Raw genomic sequence first — 22,850 nt, 5'->3', positions numbered from 1 at the left:
GTATCAAATCAGCGTGTCCTCTTTGGAAAAGCCCCAAAGGGGCTCAAAACATCAGAAAGTCAGCTTCCCCTATAATAGAGGCACGCCCAGATGGCGAAATTGGTAGACGCACCAGCTTCAGGTGCTGGCGATCGAAAGATTGTGGGGGTTCGAGTCCCTTTCTGGGCACCAAACTTCTATTTTTCAGTGGTCTGCCAAGGCCACCTGCCAGTCATTTCGAGAGTCAGAGACCAACTCAAGAAACACCGCAGAGTGATAATGGCGCCCAAAATGGCAACGCTCATTAAGGTCGGGTTAATCGCAACAGTACGGATAATATCGCTGGCTACCAGAATTTCTAAGCCAAGCAATAAGGCACGAATGATCTGATCTCGGAAGGCTTTATAGGAATCATCGATAGGTCGTTGGGCGATGTTTCTCATGAAGCCCAATAAGCCCCAAAGAACTCCCAAGGAAACAACGGCAACCCCTAAAGCATCCATCACATCGCTGACATAGCGAATAATTTGAGCTAAACCTAAGGTAGTCTCCAACATCGTCCTTGCCTCGCCTATTCTCGCCCTGCTCTCAATTTACTTACCGGGTTGGCTAATTTTGATCGTCTTCATCAGCGCACCCACTGCCTCTTGGCGTCTTTGTTGCACCAAGGCTTGCGCAATACCCGCCTTAGCATCGTCAAAGCTGGGGATTACGAAAGGCTTAACATCGTCGACCATCACGATATGCCAACCATTGCTGGTCTGAATTGGCTTAAGAGTGAACTGACCCTTCGTCATACTGACAACAATCTCATTAATTGGTGGCACTAATTGGCTTGGCAAGGCCCAGCCCATCACTCCGCCTCTTGATCCTGAATTTTTATCAAGCGACTTCTCTTGGGCCAAGCTTGCAAAGGATGTGCCTTTATTGAGTTGTGCAATGATTTGATTTGCCTCCGACTCGCTACCCACCACAATCTGTGAGAGCTTGTACTCTTTGTTGTTTTGCGGTTCTTTACTCAAAGCAACTTGTTTTTCATATTCCGCTTTGACATCAGCCTCTGATAGAGGATGCGCCTTGAAGTACTGTGCAAACCATAGTTCAAGTACAGCATTTTGCTCTGCCACTTTAATCTTGAAAGCATTGTTCCCAGCAGTGAGTAGCCCAGTTTTTTTGGCATCTTGTGAAACGGCCTCACGCAAGATCAAGTCATTCATAATCGATTGACGCAGTTCAGGACTATCTTTTGCCCCTTCGGAAACAGCCACATTGACCCAATCATTGAGCTGACCCGAGGTAATCTTGGCACCATTAACAAGCACTAAAACAGTATTTCCTCCAGTTTGTGCAATGGCAAAGTTGCTTGCCAAGCTCAGAAGAATGAGGATCAGTAATTGATTGAGATGTTTCATAGGTATGTGGTTTTTAGTGTTTGGATGCTGCTGGTGGTTACAGTAAGTTGATAAGCCCATAATACAAGAGCAGCATGTAAGTCCTTAAATTGCCATTGAGCGATGCAAGATTTTGGATTTCATCTCATCCCAGAGGCTCTCATAGTCCTCAATTGTCCGATCAGATAGTTTGATGGGATCAAAAAGTCCATTAAATACAATACTGCCCTTGGGTACTAGCGTCTTTTCAAACTCAGTTAGGCCAATGGGCTTTTCATCCATATCGCGGGTGAGCTCAGCCGAACAAACGATTGCTTCTGGACTATCTCGGTCGATCACCGCAAACTCAATCAGCTCTTGTTTTTTATCCAGAATAATGAGTGTGCCACGTGCATAAGAGACTGCATCATGGGCCTGAACAATATAGGATAAGAATTGGGTCTCCTCCTGCTTTTCCATGCGCAAATCATCGATGAAAAAGAGGTATTGATCACCATCGCCGTTTACCAATGTAAATACTTTGGGAATGACGCCATGACCTAAGCTCAGATTACGGTAATAGTCTGCGATTTCGATAGCGAGGTTTTCAGAATAGAGATGCATACAAAATCTTCGTTTTAGGCGCTTAATTGGGCCTTGAGAAAGGACATGGTTCTTTCCCAAGCAAGCGTGGCTGCCTCGCCATGATATTTCAGATACGGCAAGTTACGAGCGTCTGCTTCTTCATTAGCAAATGCATGTTTGGCATCGTAGCGATAAAACTCAATTGGTGATCCTGCATCATTGAGCATATTTTCGAGTTGATCTACTCCGCTGATCGCAAAAGCATCATCGTGCAGAGCCCAATGCGCAAGCATCGGTTTGGTAATCGCTTTAGGGTTGACAAACTCCAGAGGTGGATAGCCGTACCAAACTACTGTTGCGTCTAGCTCAGGAACATTACAGGCCGATAAAACAGTCAGTGCTCCACCCATACAAAATCCAGTAACAGCCACTTTGGGGCTGCCTGTTTTTTTGAGGTATTGCACCGCCCCACGAATATCCTGCCCCGCCGCATCGCCAAAATTCAGTCCTTGCATTAAGTGCTCTGCCTCATTGGCTTCCAAAGCAAGCTGACCGCGATATAAATCAGGGACCAAGGCTCGGTAGCCTGCCTGGGCTAATTGATCAGCCACTCCTTTAATCTGCTCATTTAAGCCCCACCATTCTTGAATCACCACAATTCCAGGCGCATGACTTGGATTGGCAGGTTCAGCGAGATAGGCATTAACGATCTGACCATCGGGTCTTGGATATTGGATCATGACTTCACTCTTCTATAGAAAGTAATCTTAATGGCTCGATGGAGCGGGTTGTTGATCTGAATGAATACGACCAACTAAGTAATAGGTTAACAAACCACAGGCCGCCGCCCCGAATCCAACCAGATTGTAATGTTGCATATTCCCGTCCGCCCCAATCGTCACTACTGCCCCGGCAACGACTGATGCAACTCCTGATGCAAACATTTGCACTGAACCAATCAGACTCATGAAAGTCCCCCTAATCTTGGCATCCACCACTTGGCTAATGATGGCCATCGCTGGAATCATCCGACCAGAAATCAGAATAAAGAATGAAGTGGAATTGATGAGTACCAACCATAGTGGAACTGGCACTAAGTTCGTTGTCACCAGCAGTGGTACCAAACTCACAATGGCCAAAACTTTAAATACGGATACCTTGCCATATTTGTCAGCCAGATGGCCAATATAACGTGAGGTGATTAGCGTTGCCACTCCCCCACACAGATACACCAAAGAAATGTAGTCATTCGCAATTCCCACATTCGTGGTGAGATAAAGGGCAATGTACGGGATCACTGTAAAGCCCGTCATCATGATGAGGAACATGAAACCAAAGGCTTTGAGATGCTTAGGCGCAAAGGCTATTTGATAGATCTGCTGGAAACGACTGCCGACATGAACGTGAGCGAGGTGTCCTTCGATCTTGGGGATATTGCGATAAGCTAAATATAAGATCACGCAGGAGACGATGGCGATAAAAAAGAATGGTGCACGCCAACCCAATGAAGGGATATGGTTTGCCAAGAACAAGCTCAGCGGCACTCCTGCAACTGTCGATACCGAGAATGAGGCCATCACTGTGCCCAAGGCCTTACCTCTGCGCTCAAATGGAATGGCATCCGCAATAATGGTTTGCACTAAAGATCCCAAAATGCCGCCAAAGGCACCAGCAAATGCCCGAGCAATAAATAGGATGGAATAGCTGGGGGCAAGGCCACAAATCACCGTAGCCGCAATGAAGCAGGCATACAGACTGAGCAATAACTGGCGTCTTTCAAAACGGTCAATATAGTAAGTAGCAAAGATCCCAGAGGCAGCTGCAGCAAAAGTATATGAAGAGAGCAATAGGCCAAATTGGTGGGTATTGATATTGAGGACTTTGATGAAAATCGGGCCCAGGGGCATCATGATCATAAAATCCAGAATATGGGTGAACTGGATTCCAGCTAGGGCAAGAAGAAAGAAGCGTTCTTTATTGTTGGCAGCGCCAGGATGAGGATGATGGGTCACAATAAGCTACTCTACTAATGGAATACCCTATTATCAGGCTTTAGCGCTAAAAATGCTGTAAACCATTCATTTATTGAGACAGACAAAAAATGCCTTTTTTCAATCTTTCTATTGATATTAGCGACCTTGCGCCAAGCTATATATTCACCGATCTTTTGATTGGTGTACTGGGCGTGATTGGCACTCTGATGATTCATGGCACCGTTGTGAATCGCTTATTGATGCGTTTTGATCAATATTCTATTGAGCATATAGAGGATAAAAAATATAACTGGGTCTTTGTCCAGTTTTATCTTTCTTTTATCCGTATTGCCCTAGTTCATGTGTTTGAAATTTATGTCTGGGGATTTTATCTGGCTGTCTTAGGATTTCTACCCAATGTCGTCAAAGCGGTTTTATTTGCTGGCAGTTGCTACACCACCATTGGATTTGTTGAGGATGTTTTGCCCTATGGCAGAAAGAGTCTTGCGTTTTATATCGCTTTATCGGGTTTCTTTTGCTTGGCCTGGACCACTTCAGCGATGATCGATATGACGCAAACTTATAAAGCGGCTTGGCGCAAGAAATATGAAGGCAAGAAGTTCTTCTTGCTCTAAATGTTTATTGCTTGATGTAGTAGCCGTAAACGCAACGCTTGCCACCCCTAGAAGGATCGTGCGTATCCTGAATCACACCATCAATCACTGCCGTGAGGTGCTTTGATAATCTCACAATGAGTTTGCCATGGGGGAGTTCCCTGCCCTTAGGTGTACTTGGCAACCACCACCAACTTGCATAGTAGGCACCCAAGCAAACCCCTGCTTGAGGATGTAATCATGAAAGACATCACGATGATTACCATTACGCGGCGATGAGCCCCTAGCGTTCAAACTTCTGGCTAATCGATTCTTTTTATTGGCTGCATAGGACGCATTGGCCTCACGCAGATCTTCGTAGACTTCTAGATAGGGTTTATCAGCGGCTATCGCGATCGCCCTAACAACGCAATCTCCTGCTCCACCCTGAAATCCTGCAGCTAGTCTACCGCCATCATTCCACTCAAAGCGAGTGGAATGGAGTGGCGACAGAAACTGTTTTAAGAATCCAAACAAAGAATGCAATTACTCGGGAGTAACTTAAGCCTGTGCTTTCTTCACCACCAAACGCCAAGCATGCAGCAATGGCTCGGTATAGCCGTTGGGTTGCTCGAGTCCTTTGAAAATCAAATCACTGGCCGCTTTGTAAGCATAGGAGTCTTGATAGTTCGGCATCATGGGTATATAAAGTGGATCGCCAGCATTTTGACCATCTACCACCTTAGCCATTCTTTGTAGGGTTTCGTTCACTTGTGCCTCAGTCACAATGCCATGCAATAACCAGTTAGCAATATGCTGACTAGAGATACGCAAGGTAGCGCGGTCTTCCATCAAGCCCACATTATGAATATCTGGTACTTTTGAGCAACCTACGCCTTGATCGATCCAGCGCACTACATAACCAAGAATACCTTGGCAATTGTTGTCTAACTCTTGCTGAACCTCTTCTTTAGACCAGCTGGCCTTAGGATCTACTGGAATCGTTAATAAATCATCGAGGAGCGCTTCGGCTTCAGCAGCAGTATCGAGTTTTTCCATCTCTTGCTGAATCTGCGCCACATTGACTTGGTGATAATGCAAAGCGTGCAAGGTCGCTGCTGTAGGTGATGGCACCCAAGCAGTATTGGCACCGGCTTTAGGATGCACAATCTTTTGTTCGACCATGGCTTTCATGAGATCGGGCATCGCCCACATCCCTTTACCAATTTGAGCACGGCCGCGTAGACCGCAATCCAAGCCAGCAAAGACGTTGCGCCGCTCATAGGCAGATAACCATTTACTGGTTTTCATATCACCCTTACGCATCATTGGGCCGGCATGCATGGAGGTGTGCATTTCATCGCCAGTGCGGTCTAAGAAACCAGTATTAATAAAGGCCACGCGGGCACCAGCAGCAGCAATCGCTGCTTTGATGTTGGCACTCATGCGGCGCTCTTCATCCATGATGCCCAGTTTCACAGTATCTACTGGTAAGCCGAGGAGTTTCTCGACTCGAGCAAAAAGTTCGCTAGCAAAAGCAACTTCTTCAGGGCTATGCATTTTGGGCTTGACGATGTAGACCGAGCCCTTACGGGTATTACCGATTTTTTGGGAGGCAGGACGCTTGATGTCATACAAAGCAATCAAGACAGTCACCACCGCATCCAAGATACCTTCATAGATCTCTTTACCATCAGCAGTCAAAATCGCTGGATTGGTCATCAAATGGCCCACGTTACGCAGGAATAAGAGTGAACGGCCATGTAAAGTCACGATGCCATCTTTGGCATTCACAGCACCAATGCCCGCTTTGTATTGGCGATCTGGATTGAGGGCACGGGTAAAGGTCTTGCCGCCCTTACTCACCTCTTCAACCAAGGTACCTTTGAGAATGCCTAACCAGTTTTCATAGGCCAGTACTTTATCGTCTGCATCGACTGCTGCAATCGAGTCTTCCAAATCCAAAATGGTGGATAAAGCGGCTTCGAGCACCACATCATTCACACCAGCAGGATCACTAGAGCCAATGGTTTTACTCTTATCAATTTCGATATCAATATGAATACCGTTATTGCGCAAGAGGATTGAAGATGGACTTGCAGCATCACCTTGATAACCGACAAACTGCTTTTCATCTGCAAGTGCAGTAGTGCTACCGTCTTTGAGTTTGATCGCAAGCTGATTACCGTTGACTGTGTAGGCTGTCACATCCCGATGCGAGCCTTTAGCTAAAGGTGCAGCTTGATCCAAGAAGTTACGTGCATAAGCTACGACCTTAGCACCACGAATCGGGTTGTATCCACCCGCTTTAGTCGCGCCATCTTCCTCAGAGATGACATCGGTGCCATAGAGGGCGTCATATAAAGAACCCCAACGGGCGTTAGCCGCGTTTAAGGCATAACGGGCGTTCAGGACTGGCACAACGAGTTGAGGACCGGCTTGCAGCGCTAGCTCATCATCGACATTTTGGGTTGTACCAGCCACCTTGCCAGGCACATCGTCAAGGTAACCAATCTCTTTGAGGAACTTGCGATAGGCTGACATATCTTTAATCGGACCACGATTGGCTTGGTGCCATTTGTCTAAATCCACCTGAATACGATCACGTTTAGCGAGTAATGCTGCATTTTTGGGAGTGAGGTCCTGTACGATTTCATCAAAGCCCTTCCAGAAATCGGCACTATTGATTCCGGTTCCAGGCAAGACTTTGTCTTCAATGAAACGATATAAGGGGGTTGCAACTTGTAAGCTATTGCAAGTAGTACGTGCTGTCATGATTAAACCTATGTATCTAAGTAAATGTGAAATTGAAAATGAAAAATGGTTTTAGAAATCTTTATGCATCCTGAAATGGATGCTGGAGCAAAATCGTTTCATCGCGCTCTGGTCCAGTTGAGACCATCGCAATCGGCTTACCGGCAACCGCTTCAATCCGGCTTAAGAATGCTTGGGCTTCAGAAGGAAGATTCTTCCACTCCCGAATGCCGAAAGTGCTGCCCTTCCAACCCGGAAAGTCCTCATAAATCGGTTCGCAACGGGCCACGGACTCCGCACCACGAGGGAGCACATCGAGGTGCTTGCCATCTAAGTTGTAACCAACGCATAAGCGAATGGTCTCTAGGCCATCAAGAACGTCCAACTTGGTAATGCAAAGACCCGTCAAACCATTAATCTGAATTGAGCGCTTGAGGGCAGCAGCATCAAGCCAGCCGGTTCTGCGAGGGCGACCGGTGACCGAGCCAAATTCTTTACCAACCTCTGCCAGACGAATGCCGATCGGATCTTGTTTGGCAGGATTGTCATGGTCATACAGCTCACTCGGGAATGGGCCTGCACCGACGCGGGTGCAATAGGCTTTAGTAATACCAAGGATGTAATGCAAGGACTCTGGACCAACGCCCGAGCCTGCCGCAGCATTACCCGCTACGCAGTTGCTTGAGGTGACATAAGGATAGGTGCCGTGGTCGATATCGAGCAAAGTGCCTTGCGCACCCTCGAATAATAGGTTCTTACCAGCTTGCTCAGCCGCATACAAAGCGCTAGAGACATCTACCACCATCGGTGCAATGCGCTTGGCGTACGTCATCGCCTCATCCAAGGTCTTCTGAAAGTCTACTGGCTCAGCGCCATAGTAGTTAGTCAACATGAAGTTATGGAACTCAAGATTCTCACGCAGCTGCTCAGCAAATTTTTCTGGGTAGAACAAATCCTGCACGCGCAGTGCACGACGCGCTACTTTATCTTCATAAGCAGGACCAATGCCGCGACCGGTTGTCCCAATTTTCGCCTCACCGCGTTTTTTCTCACGGGCTTGATCAATGGCAACGTGATACGGCAGAATTAAAGTGGCTGCTTCAGAAATCTTCAAGCGGGATTGCACATCCAGACCAGCAGCTTCTAACTCGCCAATCTCTTTAAATAAGGCCTCTGGGGAAAGCACTACGCCATTGCCGATATAGCAAATGACATCTTTGTGCATGATCCCAGAAGGAATCAAACGCAGAATGGTTTTCTTATCGCCAATAATGAGGGTATGGCCGGCGTTATGACCGCCCTGGAAGCGCACCACTGCTTGCGCATGATCGGTCAGCCAATCAACGACTTTGCCTTTGCCCTCATCACCCCACTGTGTGCCAATGACAACGACATTACGACCATGTGCTTCTTGCTTTACAGACATAACCATTCCAAATCGAGATTAATAAATAGGGTTTTCTTAAACGGGGTTTACTTTTGATTCACTGTCCACTTGCCGCCTTGCTTCACTAACTCGCGGTCACAGATGTATTCAGCAGACTGCATTGGCTCACCAGCATTTTGCTGAATAACGACTTCACCTGCCTGACGTAAAGCATCGATGCTTTGTTTCAGTTGGGCATCGTTATCCCAAGGCGCCAGAATCGCATTCTTTGGCTTTGGATTGGGCGAGAGACTAGCAAGTGTTAATAGATCTAATGAGAAACCCGTTGCTGGACGTGCACGACCAAAGGCTTTGCCAACCTGATCATAGCGCCCGCCTCTGGCGATAGGCTGAGGAAGTTTCTCGACATAGGCAGCGAACATCACACCACTGTGATATTGATAACCGCGTAAATCTGCAAGGTCAATACTGAGTTCTAGCCCTTGCGATAAATCATTCGCAGAGTCAATTAAATGGGCTAACTGCGCCAGCGCTTCTTTCACCTCTGGAGTTTGCGGCAAGGCTTTCTTCGCATTGCTTAAGACTTCTGCACAAGGTCCGTTGAGTTCAGTGAGGGCAAGCAAGGCTTTGGCCGTTTGCTCTGGGAGCGATTGGGCCCACCCACTCAAGCGAGGCCGATCTTTACTCTGGAGAAAACCATACAGTGTTTCCATCTCAGCGATTGGGAGATTCTCTTGAGCGAGAATGCCATTCAGAATGCCGGCGTGTGAGAGATCTAGATAAACCTGATCCAAACCTGCCAAACTCAAGGTCTTGAGCAGTAAGGTAATCGCTTCTAAATCAGCCTGCCAGGTTGCGCAGCCATAGATCTCCGCACCGAGCTGCAACTCTTCTCTAGCGGTACTCCCCACCGGGGTGCGCGCATGCGCAACAGAACCGGCATAGCAAAGACGGGTCACGCCCTCGCGATTAAGTAAGTGAGCATCAATCCGCGCGACTTGGGGAGTAATGTCGGCACGCAAACCCAAGGTGCGACCTGATAACTGATCAACCAGTTTGAAGGTTTGTAAATTGAGGTCAGAACCAGTACCGGTCAATAAAGAATCCAGGAACTCTAGTATTGGAGGTGCAACTAATTCATATCCGTAGGATTGGTAGAGATCCAAAATATTGCGGCGCAAAGCCTCGACCTTGCGAGCTTCGGCTGGCAATACATCAGCAATATCTTCAGGAAGTAACCAACGATTCATAATATGTATTCTGTTCTTGTTCTGTTTTATATCGAGCGCTTAACGGGAATCACGATCGCGACTTCTGAGGAGATCACGCTTTACATCAGGGCTTGCTATTGTTGGGCTATTCGGTGTCATCGCCTTGGGAGCGTTCTCGCTTGGGGTTGGTGCAGTCACCGCTTGATCAGCCGACTGAGTCAGGCTAGTACTTGCAGGCAAGGGATCTAGCTCCATGCTCTGAATCGGCCAAGGCTGATGCCAATGCAATCCTTCGCTGGCAGGGGTGGCATCTTTACCAAAGGTTTTGATCACACCAGTACGACCTTCTGGGACGACATAGAAACCACTACCAAGCCACAGCATGATTACGGCTAGCAGGATCACTACATATCCTGCATAACGACTTAGTGGATTAGCATTTTCTTTAGCGCCAAAATAGCCACTCAGGCGATGATTAAAGTCACGCCACAACTCATCTAAATCAGGAGGACCATCAGGTTTTTCAGGCTGGCGATCGGGCGAACTGGGTGGCAGATTAGTTTTCAGAGCTTGTTCATTCCCCTGCTCATCTTTAGCTTCTTTTGATCCCTGGCTTTCGCCTGAATCGTTTACTGCAAAGAGGTTAAGAAATTTACGCGTCATTCGGTGAATAAATAATGCTTGGAATAGGATTTAATTCAGCAGTTTCTGGTCGTTCTGGCAAAGGGGCTAAAAACTCGTCCGAGGCCATCTGCTGCTTGGCACGGTTCTGTTCTGTCCTCATTTTATCAGTCATTTCTGAGCACTCCGCTAGGGCGGATCTCAGCAAATCGAGGCCCATGCCTGACTGGGCGGATAGGAAAATCTGCCTGGGGATGCCCTGCCCATCCCTCACTAAAAGAGGGCCTTTCGTGAAGGTTTGGGGCATTAAATCGATCTTGTTCATGATCTCAATCCGGGGGATCTCATCGGCCCCAATTTCAGCCAAAACAGCCTCCACTTCGGCAATTTGCTCTTTCATTACTGGGCTGCAGGCATCTATGACATGCAGAATCAGATCCGCATGAATCGTCTCATCCAAGGTGGCCCGAAAGGCCTCCACCAGTTGGTGCGGTAGTTCACGGATAAATCCAACGGTATCGGAGACCACAATCGATCCAACCCCATCGAGGTGAACTCGACGGGAGGTGGTATCCAAAGTCGCAAAAAGTTGGTCGGCAGCGTATGTCCCTGCCTTCGTGAGTGCGTTAAATAGAGTGGATTTACCCGCATTGGTATATCCCACCAAGGAAACTGAAAAGACCGCTTGGCGATTACGCGCGCGTCTTTGGGTTCTTTGCTGACGCTGGAGCTTTTCAAGCTCGTTCTCCAGTCGCTTGGCTTTGGTTGCCAGCATCCGGCGATCCAACTCCATTTGAGTCTCGCCTGGACCACCTCGCACACCAATACCACCGCGCTGTCGCTCTAAGTGGCTCCAGGCACGCACGAGGCGTGACATGCGATAACGCACTTGCGCTAACTCGACTTGGGTCTTACCAATATGACTTTGCGCACGTTGACTAAAGATATCCAGAATCAGACCCGTGCGGTCCATCACATGGCGACCTAAGTGACGCTCAAGATTGCGCTGCTGGGTGGGTGATAAAGGATGATTGAAGATGGCCAGCTCAGCATCATGCTCTTCCATGACGCGCTTGAGCTCATTGACTTTACCCGAACCAATAAATAAAGCAGGATCGGTTTTGCCCTTACGAGCGATGACACTAGCGGTCGGAATCGAGCCTGCGCTATCAGCCAAAAGACTGAGCTCGGCCATGCTGTCTGCAAAATCTTCGCGTCCGGTATCGACTCCAACCAGAACGGCGCGTGCCGCATCGACTCCGGTGTTATACAGAGCCACCTTCTTCTAAACGAAATTCCACGGCACGGGCAGGAACAATGGTTGAGATGGCATGCTTGTAAACCATCTGAGTCACAGTATTGCGCAATAGCACAACATACTGATCAAATGATTCAATATTGCCTTGGAGTTTGATGCCGTTCACGAGATAAATCGATACCGGTACATGCTCTTTACGCAAGGTATTTAAGAATGGGTCTTGTAATAACTGAATGGGTTTAGTGCTCATACTGCTCCTTACCGATTATTGATTTGCTTTTAGTTTGGGAGTCTTGCTTTTTTATTGACTGCTTTTTCCTGCTGTTTTCCTACTGTTTTCCAGCTTACTTCCGACAGCGGGAGTATCTATCTTACGCCTATCTGGGCGTTTTTTACATCACCGTTTATTGCCCTTTTTGCCTTTATCCGTATCGACATAGGGGTTTTTGGCGGTATTCATCTGAATTCGGAGTGGAGTGCCCCGCAATTTGAAGACGTCTCGGAAACGACCCTCGAGATAGCGCTTATAGCTGTCGGTCACACCGCTCAATGAGGTGCCATGAATCACCACAATCGGAGGATTCATGCCCCCTTGGTGTGCATAACGCAATTTAGGACGACCCATACCCACTCGTTTAGGCTGTTGGTGCTCGACTGCTTCTTGCAAAATACGAGTCAAACGCGGGGTTGGTAACTTGGCCATTGCTGCTGCGTATGCAGCATCGATATCTTTGAAAAGCTCCTTGAGCCCAGTTCCTTTTTTGGCAGAGATGGGGTGCACATTCGCGAAATCCAAGAAACGCAATTTTTGGGCAATCTCTAAACGAGCACGTTCTTTGACATAGCTATCAATCCCGTCCCACTTATTGACTGCAACCACTAACGCTCTGCCCGCTTCTACAATAAAACCGGCGATATGGGCATCTTGCTCTGAAATATCTTGCTGAGCATCGAGCATCAAAATCACGACGTTGCAATCCGCAATGGCTTGCAAGGTTTTCACCACTGAGAACTTTTCAATCGCTTCGAACACTTTGCCGCGACGACGAAGGCCTGCAGTGTCGACCAAGATGAAGGGCTTACCATTGCGCTCAAACGGTACTTCAATCGCATCACGCGTAGTACCCGGCATATCAAATGCGATTACGCGCTCTTCACCAATCAGTTTATTGATGAGGGTTGACTTGCCAACGTTAGGACGACCTACAACCGCAATCTTCACTGGGCGATTGGCTGCATCACCCTCTGCTTCTGGCTCGGGCTCTGCAATGCCGAGCGAGTCCAGTGCATCATCAATCAAGCCCTTGACGCCGTCACCATGTGCCGATGAAATCGGAAATGGCTCACCCAATCCCAGTTCATGAAAGTCAGCGGTAACGACACCAGCCTGCATGCCTTCTGTTTTGTTTACTGCCAGAATGATGGGGCGACCCGTCTTGCGCAAGAAATCCGCTATCACCCGATCTTGTGGCGCCATGCCTAAGCGACCATCCACCAAGAAGATCACGATGTCCGATTCTGCGACGGCTTGTTTGGTCTGCTTCGCCATCTCGGCCACAATGCCGGTTTTGGCTACGGGCTCAAAGCCGCCGGTATCAACGCAGATAAATGCACGTTCGCCAATGCGGCCTTTGCCATAGTGGCGGTCACGGGTTAAACCTGAAAAATCCGCAACCAGCGCATCGCGTGAGCGAGTGAGGCGATTAAAAAGAGTGGACTTCCCCACATTGGGGCGACCGACGATCGTAATGACTGGGTTCATTTAGGGCTATACGCTGCGATTTTTCCGCTCTGGGATTGCACCAGGATCAAGCCACCCACTGCGATTGGCGCAGCGGTAATGGGGCTACTGTCGTGACGAATACGTGAGACCACCTCGCCATTGGTTTGATCAAAGGCGTGCAGGTAACCTTGCGCATCACCCATTAATAACACCCTACCAATTGCAAGTGGTTCACCCACATCGCGATTTTGTAGTTTGGTGTTTTCCCAAATTTGACTGCCATCCTTAGATGCAAATGCAGTCACGATTGATTTTTCATTGGCCGAGAAAACCATATCTGGGCTTTGGGCGGTGCCAGTAAAGCTGGAGAAATCCTTAAACCACAGTAAATTTCCGCCGCGTGCTTGGCCACAGCCAATGCGGCCTTGATAAGAGACTGCACACAGCACATCACCTTCCATGCTGGGCTTCGCAGTCACATCATTTAAACGTTCGATCTCTGAGAATCCCTTCGGAAAGGAAATCGGTGTTTCCCAAATTAGACCACCGTTCGCCAAAGCAATCATGCCAAAACGTCCGCCTGCAAAGCCAGTCACGATCACTTGGTCGCTAATCACCAACATGCCATAGCCGACGCGCAATGACAATGAAGATTGTTGACGTTGATAGATCCATCTCTGTTTACCAGTCTTCGCATCCAATCCGATAAAGCGATTATCCAAAGCGCGAATGACAACGACTCCCGCTGCAACTACTGGCTCGGTGAGCACCTCGCTACCGATATTGACATCCCAGATCCGCTTTCCTGTGTCATCAAATGCGTAAACCGTTCCTTTACCGCTGACCACCACAGTCGTGTTGCCATCTGAACCAGGTCCAATGGAAAGTTTTTCAGGAACATCGACAGACCAGACTTTTTTACCACTCATCACGTCCAGCTTAGTCAAGTCACCGTTATGGGATGCAGCATAGACACCATCGCCTGCAACGGCTAAGTGAAAGTTAAAGGGATCTGAAGAGCTGACCTTGGCAGTCCATACCGGAGTCAGCTCAAATTGATTCTTGACTTCAGTTAATTCAGCGGGCTTACGAACCCGATTATTTCCCGAACAGGCCACTAGACTGACAGCCAATGCCAGCATCAATGCACTAGAGAGGAACTTCATACTGGATCTCATTAAGGAACTCACTGAGTTACTCCTCCAACCGCATCTAATTTGACCTTAAGGAGGCGACGCCCTTCCTCTGGAAACTCTTTTGTTTGATCCAATTGCTTCCACGCAGCTTCGTAAGACTGTTTTGCATCGGCAATTTTCTGCTGAGCCAAATACCAATCACCGCGACGCTCTAACCACAGGACCTCAAAGCCTTTGACCGGCTTGTCTTTCAAGATGCTATCGGCTTCTGCAAAATCTTTTGCAGTGCCGCGCTCAATCAACTGGGTAACGAGGCGCAATTTACCCAGTGCTTCATAAGCATCATTCGAAGCATGGTCTGCTGTCCAGCGCAAATAGTCGATTGCTTTATCCGTATTGCCATTATCTGCAGATACCTTGGCCGCAACCAGACTGGCCATCGACGCATAGGTCGTCCGAGAGTATTGCTTCTCGAGATCATCTGCTGCACGCAGAGTCTGCTCTTTATCGCCTTTGCCAATTGAAGTGACGAGAGTGTTGTAGAGCTTAGACGCCTCTGCGGCTTGATTATTGCGCCACCATTCATAAGCGGTATAGCCTGCGTAGATCACCAAGACGGCAGTCAATACGCTCGTAATGATATTGCGGTATTTGGCCCAGAATGCTTTGAGCTGGTCAACTTGTTCTTGTTCTTCTAGGTCTAAAGGCATAACAATCCGGACTATTTATTTCATTAATAAAGAGAAAGATACTCTGTACAAGAGCTATTCTATTCTGTGGAGCCTACTAAGGCATCAATCACGGCCTCAACAGCCTGCTCAAGCCCTACGGCTTGCTGCTCACCACTACCGCGTAAATCCTTCAATTGGGCTTCATTTTTCTCGAGCTCATCGGGTCCAATAATCAGGGCATAGGCTGCTCCGCTGGCATCTGCCTTCTTCATCTGCGATTTAAAGCTGGCCGACTCACCATCTGGGGGGCAGAACAAAATCGTATCAATACCCGCATTGCGCAGACGCTCCGCAATCACCAATGCGGCCTTCAGGGTTTCTCCACCTTGATGCAATAGGTAGACATCACATTGAGGGGTGGATTCCGGTAATGAGCCTGAGACCTTCATTAACTCGAGGACGCGCTCCATGCCCATTGCCCAACCACAAGCAGGAGCTGCTTTACCACCCATACGTTCAATGAGGGGATCGTAACGTCCACCGCCGGCGATCGTGCCCTGCGCACCCAACTCATCGGTCACCCACTCAAATACGGTCAGGTTGTAATAATCCAAGCCGCGCACTAAACGGGGATTAATTTTGCAAGGGATGTTGTTTGCTTTAAGCAAGTCTTGTACTGATGAAAAATGCTTTAAGGATTGCTCGCCTAAGAAATCCAATAATTTAGGAGCGCCCTCAACCAAACTCTGCATCTCGGGATTCTTCGAATCCAAAATGCGTAAGGGATTAGTCAATAGACGACGCTGTGAATCTTCATCCAAGCTGTCTTTATGCTGCTCAAAGTAAGTGACCAGTGCAGCACGATGTTGCGCTCTTTCATCAGCCTGACCTAGTGAGTTAATTTCCAGGCGGACGCCCTTGAGACCCAACTCATCCCAGAGGCGTTGACCCATGAGAATAATTTCAGCATCGATATCGGGGCCGGCAAAACCCAGCGCTTCGATCCCAAATTGATGGAACTGACGATAGCGGCCACGTTGTGGGCGCTCATGACGGAACATGGGGCCGGTATACCAAAGCCGTTTAGGGCCTTCGTAGATCAAATTATTTTCAATCACGGCTCGCACAATCGCAGCAGTTCCCTCAGGACGTAATGTCAGTTGTTCACCGTTAAGGCGATCCTCAAAGGAATACATTTCTTTTTCAACAATATCGGTTGCCTCGCCTACACCTCGTTGAAAGACGGCCGTCATTTCGACAATAGGAGTACGGAGGTATTCATAGCCGTAGGCACGGGTGAGATCTTGCAAGACGTGATCGAGATGTTGCCAAGCCTGAGCATCGGCAGGCAATAAATCATTCATACCGCGTACGGCATTAATCTTAGTGAGCTTATTGGTCTTTGAATCGGTCATGTTTTTGCAAGTTCTATTTGGTGGCGTAGTGTTGTGCCACGTATTCTTCTACGATCACTTGGAAGTCCTGAGCGATATTGTCACCTCTGAGCGTCTTCACTTTAACGCCGTCCACAAATACTGGGGCTGCGGGGGTTTCGCCAGTGCCCGGCAAGGAGATACCGATATTGGCGTGCTTACTCTCACCAGGGCCATTCACGATACAGCCCATTACCGCAACGTTCATATTCTCAACGCCAGGGTGGGTCTTTTTCCAAACCGGCATTTGCTGACGCAAGTAAGACTGAATATCGGCAGCCAGTTCTTGGAAAGTAGTGCTTGTGGTGCGGCCACAACCGGGGCAAGCAATCACCATGGGTGTGAAATTGCGCAATCCCATGGTTTGCAAGATCTCTTGAGCCACGATCACTTCATTCTCACGCGGCGCGCCTGGGTCTGGAGTTAAGGAAACACGAATCGTATCGCCAATGCCCTCTTGCAAGAGAATCGCCATGGCTGCAGTAGAAGACACAATCCCTTTGCTACCCATGCCAGCCTCGGTTAAACCAAGATGCAAAGGATAGTCAGAGCGACGTGAGAGATCACGATAGACGGCAACGAGGTCTTGCACATTACTGACTTTGCAAGACAACATAATTTGATTGGGGTTCATCCCAAGCTCAACTGCTTTCTCGGCCGATTGCAATGCCGACTGAATCAATGCTTCAATCATCACCTCTTGTGCCGACTTCGGATTGGCTAGCGCGGCATTGCTATCCATAATGCTGGCCAAGAGTTCTTGATCCAAGCTCCCCCAGTTCACACCAATCCGAATGGGCTTGTCGTATTGGCAAGCCGCTTCAATCATTTGGGCAAATTGCGGATCGCGCTTAGCGCCCTTACCGACATTCCCGGGATTAATACGGTATTTGGATAAGGCTTTCGCGCACTCTGGGAAGTCTTTTAATAAAGTATGGCCGTTGTAATGGAAGTCGCCGATTAATGGCACCAAGACATCCATCTTGTCTAATTGCTCCCGAATATAGGGAACTGCTGCTGCAGCCTCAGGAGTATTCACGGTAATCCGCACCATCTCAGAACCAGCACGTGCTAATTCTTTCACTTGGATGGCCGTACCAACTGCATCCGCAGTATCCGTATTGGTCATTGACTGCACGCGCACTGGGGCATCGCCACCGACGGTGATGAGGTTGGTTTTCCAAGCTACTGTTGCTTGGCGGGTCGCCCTCTTGGGACTAGGTCCAAGCGGTAATGGGGGTAAGCAATGCATATAGGGATCAGTCATGATTACTCAGAATCCAAGCGATCCAGCCATTCAATTTTGTGTTCCTTGGATGGAACAATTTCACTATCGTGCACAGCGCGTTCACGCACTCTGGTGCGATCGACCACATCACCAGCTAATTGACCACATGCTGCAGCGATATCATCACCGCGGGTCTTGCGGACCGTAGCAACCATCCCTGCCTCAAGCAAGATATTGGCAAAGGCATGAATGCGTTGATTAGTAGAACGCTTTAGTCCAGATTCTGGGAAAGGATTAAAAGGGATGAGATTGACTTTGCACTTGATGTTTTTGAGCAAGCGCACGAGTTCTTTTGCCTGAATATCTGAATCGTTAATACCATCGAGCATGCAGTACTCGAAGGTCAAGAAGTCTCTGGGAGCAAAAGGCAGATAACGCTCACAGGCATCGAGCAGCTCTTTGAGCGGATACTTTTGGTTCAAAGGTACGAGCTGATCACGCAAGGCATCGTTGGGTGCGTGCAAGGAAACTGCCAAGGCTACTGGGCAATCTTGCGCCAGTCGATCAATCATCGGCACTACGCCAGAAGTCGATACGGTGACACGACGACGAGATAAACCATAAGCACGATCATCGAGCATCAGGTGCAAGGCACTCACGACATTGTCGTAATTGAGCAAAGGCTCGCCCATACCCATCATGACCACATTGGAGATCACCCTACCCGTATGCTCATAGCCTGGGGTTGGGTAGAGTTCAATGCGACGAATCGCTTCAGGGTCATTGCGCAGTAGGTGCTCTGCAAACCAGAGCTGGCCAATGATCTCGCCTGAAGTAAGGTTACGAGAGAAGCCTTGATGACCGGTGGAGCAAAAACGGCAATTGACCGCACAGCCTGCTTGCGAAGAGATGCATAGAGTTCCGCGGTCATCTTCCGGAATGAAAACCGATTCCACGGCATTGCCAGCCCCCACATCCAGCAACCACTTACGGGTGCCGTCATGCGCGTGCTCGTCTTTGATAACGGGTAGTGAAACAACTTCGGCTTTATCGAGGAGTGTCGCTCTGAAGCTTTTAGCCAGATCACTCATTTCATTGATGTCAGATATACCGCGTTGGTGTATCCACTGCATCAGTTGCTTTGCCCGAAAGGGCTTTTCGTTCAACCCCGCGACATACGCCGCCATTTGGTCGGCGTCAAAATCCAAGAGATTTACGCGCGGGGAGGTCAATGCAAAAACTTTATATCAATAATGCAATCGGATTAACGATTGAATACTTGCATACCAGGGAAGAAGAAAGCCACTTCCACAGCAGCCGTTTCAGGAGCGTCAGATCCGTGTACGGCATTTGCGTCAATGCTATCTGCAAAGTCAGCACGAATGGTGCCCTTCTCTGCTTTCTTAGGATCAGTAGCGCCCATCAAGTCACGGTTCTTTGCAATCGCGCCTTCACCTTGCAACACTTGAATCATCACTGGACCGGAAATCATGAAGCTCACGAGGTCTTTGAAGAAAGGACGCTCTTTATGTACTGAGTAAAACTGCTCAGCTTCAGACTGTGACAGATGCGCCATTTTGGAAGCGATGATTTTCAAACCGGCTTGCTCAAAACGGTCATAGATCTTACCGATCACGTTTTTGGCTACTGCATCTGGTTTGATAATAGAAAGGGTGCGCTCAATTGCCATGCAAAACTCCATTTGTAATTTTATAAATTGGGGTTAAAGCGAGATTCCGCGAGGGACGCTTTAACGACCCCCGAATTATACATCCCAAAGGGGTATTTACCCTTAGTCTAGTAGGGCTAAGCCATTGAATTTACTGGATATCAGGGCCTATTCCTCACTGGCTAGTGGGGTACTCCTACTCTAGGGCTTGAAATTCACCTCCTTTGTCTATACTTAATGTCAATAGTTCTTGATGAACTTGTGTATTTATTACAAAGAAGGAGTCAATATGAGTGATCTGAACTCTTACGGCTTTGGGCAATCCAGCTCGATTAGCACCCCCGCAGTTCGCAACCGCGTCCTGCGCAATACCTATGCCCTCTTGGCGCTGTCCATGATCCCAACAGTGATTGGCGCATGGCTCGGTATTACCCTCAATCTCAGTCTCTTTGCTGGTAGTCCATTTATGGGCTTCATCGTCTTTATGGCGATTGCCTTTGGTTTCTTCTGGGCGATTGAGAAAAATAAAGACACTGGCGTAGGCGTTCTACTCCTCCTTGGCTTTACCTTCTTCATGGGGGTCATGTTGTCTCGCTTGGTGGGCTTTACGCTCAACAGCTATAGCAATGGCGCTGCACTGATCATGTTGGCCTTTGGCGGCACTGCCGCTATTTTTGCCACGATGGCAACGATTGCTACAGTCAGCAAGAGTGATTTTGCTGGTATGGGTAAATGGCTGATGGTTGGCGTACTGCTCTTGATCGTGGCCTCCCTAGCAAATATCTGGTTGCAATTGCCTGCTCTGATGTTGACCGTCATGGTTCTAGCTATCGCCATCTTCTCTGCTTTCATCTTGGTGGATGTCCAGCGGGTGATTAATGGTGGTGAGACCAATTACATCATGGCGACTTTAGCGATCTACCTAGACGTCTACAACGTCTTTACCAACTTGCTCGCTTTACTGGGCATCTTTGGCGGTGATCGTCGTTAATTAGATTCTCTTCATGGAGTGATCTAACAGAAAGGCACCTTGCGGTGCCTTTTTTGTTGCCTATTTGATTACCTTTTCTCTTGCTTTATTTCTTATCAAACACAGCAATAGATTCCACATGAGATGTATGAGGGAACATATTAACGATGCCCGCACTCTTAAGTGTGTAGCCAGCTTGATTACACAAAATGTCGATGTCTCTTGCTAAGGTTTTGGGATTACAGGAGACATACACAATCCGCTTCGGCAAGAGTGAGATATCTTCGCCCTGCTGCTCATGAATGTTCGCCAATGCTTGACAGATTTCCATTGCGCCTTCACGGGGTGGATCAATTAACCAGCGATCTGCTTTGCCCCAAGCTTGGATTATCTCTGGCGTGACTTCAAATAAATTACTTTGCATGAAGCTGACTTGATGCTCTAGGCCGTTGTGGATGGCATTGGCTTTCGCTCTTTCAGTCAAGCTCGCTAGACCTTCGATACCCATCACACTCTTGGCTCTTCTCGCTAATGCGAGTGTGAAATTGCCAATGCCACAGAAGAGATCCAAAATCCGCTCATCCTGTTGTGGCTCTAGGAGTTTGATGGCTTTGCTGACCAATGCGCGGTTCATCAAGTGATTGACTTGCGTAAAATCCGCCGGCTTAAAGGGCATCTCAATCTCAAACTCAGGGAGTCGATAGCACAGCTTGCCCGTTTGGGGAAAGAACGGCGCGACGGTATCGATGCCTTTGGGTTGTAGCCAGATCCAGACTTTGTTTTCATCAGCAAAGGTTTTCAGAATCTGCTCGTCAGACTGCGTGAGCGGTTTAAGAATCCGAAAGACTAAGGCAATAACGTCATCCTCCCCCACCGCTAACTCAATCTGTGGCACATCATCCACGATCGATAGTTCCATCACGAGTTTGCGCAGCGGGATGAGTAGCTCAGAGACTCGCTTAGGCAGAATCTCACAGGCGGTCATATCGGCAACATAGCCACTCTTGTTTTCATGAAAACCTACCAGCACTGTGCCTTTTTTGATGGAGCGGTTCACGACACTGAATCGAGCACGATGGCGATACTCCCAAGTCGGGCCACCCAGAGGCCGCAGAATTTCTTCAGGCTGGGTTTTGGCAATGTGCTTCAGATCATCTTCAAGCACCCGTTGCTTCATGGCGATCTGTGCTTGAATGTCTAAGTGTTGCATGGTGCAACCGCCACACACTCCAAAAGCTTTGCACTTTGGCTCTGCTCTAAATACGGCAGGCTTGAGTATTTGGTCGACCTTGGCTTTGCTAAAGCGGGCTTTTTCTCGGGTGACGGTGTAAGTAACTCGCTCGGTAGGGAGTGCCCCTTGAATAAATAGCACTTTGCCACTCTGCCCTTCGGCTAGCTGCTCCTCAGTGGGAGCAAGGCGAGCAATGCCTTGTGCTTCTAGGTCGAGTGACTCGACCCAAACTGGATCAGGCATCTCCAGCAAAACCTTGGAGATATTCTTGCCATTGCGAACCATGAGGCTCTTTGGACTGGGTTTCGAGATAGGCCTTCACAAAAGCAATCTCTTCTTGATACTCAGCCAATGAGAAACCACCGCGCATCAGTTGAAAGCGGCAATACATGAGATAAGTGTTGACCACATCGGTTTCGCAATAGGCGCGGATCTCATCAATCTTGCCATCTTGATAAGCAGGCCAGACCTGACTGCCATCCATCCCCATCTTGCCTGGAAAGCCACACAGCTTGGCTAGACCATCGAGCGGTGCGTTCGCTCTGCCATTAAATTTAGCCAAGAGATCCATCATGTCGAGATGGCGCATGTGATAACGACTGATGTAGTTATTCCACTTAAAGTCGCGGCTATCGTTCTCTTGGCTCTCACCCATCTCCCAATAGCGAGACGCTTGAATGTGATTTACCAGAGCACGGTAATGAAGGACAGGCAAATCAAAACCGCTGCCATTCCAAGAGACCAGTTGTGGAGTGTATTTTTCAATCAGATCAAAGAAGGCCTGTACCAATACCTTCTCATCATCTTGTGGTGCACCTAAGGTGCCAACCTTTATTTGTGGCAGACCCTCTTTAGTCGTGCGACGAATCACACAAGAAATAGCGATGATTTTCTGTAAGTACAAGGGCAGAAAATCACTACCCGTCTTTGCCAAGCGATCAGCCATGGCTTTTTGAGCCACTTCAGCATCCGATAGTGAGGCTGGTAAATCATCTAGGCGACGTAAGCCCGCTACATCCGGAATGGTTTCAATATCAAAGACGAGAACGGTTGCCATG

At 48.4% G+C, this 22,850-nt stretch carries 23 protein-coding genes and 1 tRNA gene; 3 read left to right on the top strand and 21 right to left on the bottom strand.

Annotation, left to right across the window (positions count from 1 at the left end; all coding sequences use genetic code 11):
* Positions 1-84 precede the first annotated feature (84 nt).
* Positions 85-171 (top strand) — tRNA-Leu (locus ICU98_RS03925).
* Between the two features lie 5 nt (positions 172-176).
* On the opposite strand, the gene ICU98_RS03920 is transcribed toward ICU98_RS03925, so the two are convergent.
* From ICU98_RS03920 to ICU98_RS03900, 5 genes are all read right to left on the bottom strand, one after another.
* Positions 177-536 (bottom strand): DUF1622 domain-containing protein, encoded by a 360-nt coding sequence (locus tag ICU98_RS03920; RefSeq protein ID WP_215335532.1) that lies wholly within the window; start codon positions 534-536, stop codon positions 177-179.
* A gap of 36 nt (positions 537-572) precedes the next feature.
* The gene (locus tag ICU98_RS03915; RefSeq protein ID WP_215352853.1) at positions 573-1,391 is read right to left on the bottom strand and encodes a peptidylprolyl isomerase; all 819 of its coding nucleotides are present in this window, start codon (positions 1,389-1,391) and stop codon (positions 573-575) included.
* 84 nt (positions 1,392-1,475) lie between these two features.
* Positions 1,476-1,973: a hypothetical protein gene (locus ICU98_RS03910; protein WP_215352851.1), complete on the bottom strand. Its 498-nt coding sequence runs from the start codon at positions 1,971-1,973 to the stop codon at positions 1,476-1,478.
* Positions 1,974-1,987: 14 nt separating this feature from the next.
* Entirely contained in the window at positions 1,988-2,674 is a 687-nt protein-coding gene (locus tag ICU98_RS03905) for a dienelactone hydrolase family protein (protein ID WP_215352849.1), read from the bottom strand.
* A 27-nt stretch (positions 2,675-2,701) separates the two neighbouring features.
* Positions 2,702-3,946 (bottom strand): MFS transporter, encoded by a 1,245-nt coding sequence (locus ICU98_RS03900; protein WP_251365389.1) that lies wholly within the window; start codon positions 3,944-3,946, stop codon positions 2,702-2,704.
* Between the two features lie 89 nt (positions 3,947-4,035).
* On the opposite strand from ICU98_RS03900, the gene ICU98_RS03895 reads away from it, so the two are divergent.
* Entirely contained in the window at positions 4,036-4,542 is a 507-nt protein-coding gene (locus ICU98_RS03895) for a hypothetical protein (RefSeq protein WP_215352847.1), read from the top strand.
* Positions 4,543-4,653: 111 nt separating this feature from the next.
* Here ICU98_RS03895 and ICU98_RS03890 read toward each other — a convergent pair whose 3' ends face one another.
* From ICU98_RS03890 to ndk, 14 genes are all read right to left on the bottom strand, one after another.
* Positions 4,654-5,046, bottom strand: coding sequence for a hypothetical protein (locus tag ICU98_RS03890; RefSeq protein ID WP_251365388.1), 393 nt, complete (start codon positions 5,044-5,046; stop codon positions 4,654-4,656).
* Between the two features lie 15 nt (positions 5,047-5,061).
* Positions 5,062-7,275: a malate synthase G gene (locus ICU98_RS03885; protein ID WP_215352846.1), complete on the bottom strand. Its 2,214-nt coding sequence runs from the start codon at positions 7,273-7,275 to the stop codon at positions 5,062-5,064.
* Positions 7,276-7,336: 61 nt separating this feature from the next.
* Entirely contained in the window at positions 7,337-8,680 is a 1,344-nt protein-coding gene (locus ICU98_RS03880) for an adenylosuccinate synthase (RefSeq protein ID WP_215352844.1), read from the bottom strand.
* Positions 8,681-8,727: 47 nt separating this feature from the next.
* Positions 8,728-9,891, bottom strand: a complete 1,164-nt coding sequence (locus ICU98_RS03875; protein WP_215352843.1) for an ATP phosphoribosyltransferase regulatory subunit — start codon at positions 9,889-9,891, stop codon at positions 8,728-8,730.
* A gap of 39 nt (positions 9,892-9,930) precedes the next feature.
* A complete protein-coding gene (locus ICU98_RS03870) occupies positions 9,931-10,515 on the bottom strand; it encodes a protease modulator HflK N-terminal domain-containing protein (protein WP_215352842.1) in 585 nt (194 codons plus the stop codon).
* Positions 10,505-11,668 carry a GTPase HflX gene (hflX, locus tag ICU98_RS03865; protein WP_251365406.1) on the bottom strand — a complete coding sequence of 388 codons (1,164 nt, stop codon included), beginning with the start codon at positions 11,666-11,668 and terminating at the stop codon, positions 10,505-10,507. Before hflX ends, ICU98_RS03870 begins: the two co-directional genes overlap by 11 nt.
* Before the next feature lie 70 nt (positions 11,669-11,738).
* Complete coding sequence (hfq, locus tag ICU98_RS03860) at positions 11,739-11,981, bottom strand: RNA chaperone Hfq (RefSeq protein ID WP_112203785.1); 243 nt, start codon at positions 11,979-11,981, stop codon at positions 11,739-11,741.
* A 147-nt stretch (positions 11,982-12,128) separates the two neighbouring features.
* Positions 12,129-13,493 carry a ribosome biogenesis GTPase Der gene (gene der, locus ICU98_RS03855; RefSeq protein WP_215335522.1) on the bottom strand — a complete coding sequence of 455 codons (1,365 nt, stop codon included), beginning with the start codon at positions 13,491-13,493 and terminating at the stop codon, positions 12,129-12,131.
* On the bottom strand, positions 13,490-14,620 hold the full coding sequence (gene bamB, locus ICU98_RS03850) for an outer membrane protein assembly factor BamB (RefSeq protein ID WP_251365387.1): 1,131 nt from the start codon (positions 14,618-14,620) through the stop codon (positions 13,490-13,492). Before bamB ends, der begins: the two co-directional genes overlap by 4 nt.
* Positions 14,621-14,640: 20 nt before the next feature.
* The gene (locus ICU98_RS03845; RefSeq protein ID WP_215352840.1) at positions 14,641-15,300 is read right to left on the bottom strand and encodes a tetratricopeptide repeat protein; all 660 of its coding nucleotides are present in this window, start codon (positions 15,298-15,300) and stop codon (positions 14,641-14,643) included.
* 59 nt (positions 15,301-15,359) lie between these two features.
* Positions 15,360-16,676: a histidine--tRNA ligase gene (gene hisS / locus ICU98_RS03840; protein ID WP_215352839.1), complete on the bottom strand. Its 1,317-nt coding sequence runs from the start codon at positions 16,674-16,676 to the stop codon at positions 15,360-15,362.
* Positions 16,677-16,689: 13 nt separating this feature from the next.
* On the bottom strand, positions 16,690-17,961 hold the full coding sequence (gene ispG, locus ICU98_RS03835; RefSeq protein WP_371818440.1) for a flavodoxin-dependent (E)-4-hydroxy-3-methylbut-2-enyl-diphosphate synthase: 1,272 nt from the start codon (positions 17,959-17,961) through the stop codon (positions 16,690-16,692).
* A 2-nt stretch (positions 17,962-17,963) separates the two neighbouring features.
* Complete coding sequence (gene rlmN / locus ICU98_RS03830; protein ID WP_251365405.1) at positions 17,964-19,109, bottom strand: 23S rRNA (adenine(2503)-C(2))-methyltransferase RlmN; 1,146 nt, start codon at positions 19,107-19,109, stop codon at positions 17,964-17,966.
* A gap of 77 nt (positions 19,110-19,186) precedes the next feature.
* Positions 19,187-19,612, bottom strand: a complete 426-nt coding sequence (gene ndk, locus ICU98_RS03825; RefSeq protein ID WP_112203774.1) for a nucleoside-diphosphate kinase — start codon at positions 19,610-19,612, stop codon at positions 19,187-19,189.
* 268 nt (positions 19,613-19,880) lie between these two features.
* Here ndk and ICU98_RS03820 point away from each other — a divergent pair, with 268 nt between their 5' ends.
* Positions 19,881-20,582 (top strand): Bax inhibitor-1 family protein, encoded by a 702-nt coding sequence (locus tag ICU98_RS03820; RefSeq protein WP_215335518.1) that lies wholly within the window; start codon positions 19,881-19,883, stop codon positions 20,580-20,582.
* Positions 20,583-20,667: 85 nt separating this feature from the next.
* On the opposite strand, the gene rlmD is transcribed toward ICU98_RS03820, so the two are convergent.
* Both rlmD and ICU98_RS03810 read right to left on the bottom strand, forming a co-directional pair.
* Positions 20,668-22,077 carry a 23S rRNA (uracil(1939)-C(5))-methyltransferase RlmD gene (gene rlmD, locus ICU98_RS03815; RefSeq protein ID WP_215352838.1) on the bottom strand — a complete coding sequence of 470 codons (1,410 nt, stop codon included), beginning with the start codon at positions 22,075-22,077 and terminating at the stop codon, positions 20,668-20,670.
* Positions 22,028-22,849, bottom strand: coding sequence for a 3'-5' exonuclease (locus ICU98_RS03810; protein ID WP_215352837.1), 822 nt, complete (start codon positions 22,847-22,849; stop codon positions 22,028-22,030). The genes rlmD and ICU98_RS03810 overlap by 50 nt, the downstream gene beginning before the upstream one ends.
* Between the last annotated feature and the right edge of the window lies 1 nt (position 22,850).

The organism is Polynucleobacter sp. MWH-P3-07-1, from assembly GCF_018687555.1.
Taxonomy (GTDB): Bacteria; Pseudomonadota; Gammaproteobacteria; order Burkholderiales; family Burkholderiaceae; genus Polynucleobacter.
This window is presented reverse-complemented; position numbering and strand designations above follow the sequence as displayed.

Bases quoted from the DNA above. Each gene is read 5' to 3' on its own strand.
- ICU98_RS03870 (WP_215352842.1), bottom strand. From the start codon at position 10,515: ATGACGCGTAAATTTCTTAACCTCTTTGCAGTAAACGATTCAGGCGAA.
- ispG (WP_371818440.1), bottom strand. From the start codon at position 17,961: ATGACTGATCCCTATATGCATTGCTTACCCCCATTACCGCTTGGACCT.
- rlmD (WP_215352838.1), bottom strand. From the start codon at position 22,077: ATGGTTCGCAATGGCAAGAATATCTCCAAGGTTTTGCTGGAGATGCCT.
- ICU98_RS03820 (WP_215335518.1), top strand. From the start codon at position 19,881: ATGAGTGATCTGAACTCTTACGGCTTTGGGCAATCCAGCTCGATTAGC.
- ICU98_RS03920 (WP_215335532.1), bottom strand. From the start codon at position 536: ATGTTGGAGACTACCTTAGGTTTAGCTCAAATTATTCGCTATGTCAGC.
- ICU98_RS03845 (WP_215352840.1), bottom strand. From the start codon at position 15,300: ATGCCTTTAGACCTAGAAGAACAAGAACAAGTTGACCAGCTCAAAGCA.
- ICU98_RS03895 (WP_215352847.1), top strand. From the start codon at position 4,036: ATGCCTTTTTTCAATCTTTCTATTGATATTAGCGACCTTGCGCCAAGC.
- ICU98_RS03915 (WP_215352853.1), bottom strand. From the start codon at position 1,391: ATGAAACATCTCAATCAATTACTGATCCTCATTCTTCTGAGCTTGGCA.
- der (WP_215335522.1), bottom strand. From the start codon at position 13,493: ATGAACCCAGTCATTACGATCGTCGGTCGCCCCAATGTGGGGAAGTCC.
- ICU98_RS03885 (WP_215352846.1), bottom strand. From the start codon at position 7,275: ATGACAGCACGTACTACTTGCAATAGCTTACAAGTTGCAACCCCCTTA.
- hisS (WP_215352839.1), bottom strand. From the start codon at position 16,676: ATGACCGATTCAAAGACCAATAAGCTCACTAAGATTAATGCCGTACGC.
- rlmN (WP_251365405.1), bottom strand. From the start codon at position 19,109: ATGGCGGCGTATGTCGCGGGGTTGAACGAAAAGCCCTTTCGGGCAAAG.
- bamB (WP_251365387.1), bottom strand. From the start codon at position 14,620: ATGAAGTTCCTCTCTAGTGCATTGATGCTGGCATTGGCTGTCAGTCTA.
- ndk (WP_112203774.1), bottom strand. From the start codon at position 19,612: ATGGCAATTGAGCGCACCCTTTCTATTATCAAACCAGATGCAGTAGCC.
- ICU98_RS03905 (WP_215352849.1), bottom strand. From the start codon at position 2,674: ATGATCCAATATCCAAGACCCGATGGTCAGATCGTTAATGCCTATCTC.
- ICU98_RS03810 (WP_215352837.1), bottom strand. From the start codon at position 22,849: ATGGCAACCGTTCTCGTCTTTGATATTGAAACCATTCCGGATGTAGCG.
- ICU98_RS03875 (WP_215352843.1), bottom strand. From the start codon at position 9,891: ATGAATCGTTGGTTACTTCCTGAAGATATTGCTGATGTATTGCCAGCC.
- ICU98_RS03880 (WP_215352844.1), bottom strand. From the start codon at position 8,680: ATGTCTGTAAAGCAAGAAGCACATGGTCGTAATGTCGTTGTCATTGGC.
- hfq (WP_112203785.1), bottom strand. From the start codon at position 11,981: ATGAGCACTAAACCCATTCAGTTATTACAAGACCCATTCTTAAATACC.
- hflX (WP_251365406.1), bottom strand. From the start codon at position 11,668: ATGGCCGAGCTCAGTCTTTTGGCTGATAGCGCAGGCTCGATTCCGACC.
- ICU98_RS03910 (WP_215352851.1), bottom strand. From the start codon at position 1,973: ATGCATCTCTATTCTGAAAACCTCGCTATCGAAATCGCAGACTATTAC.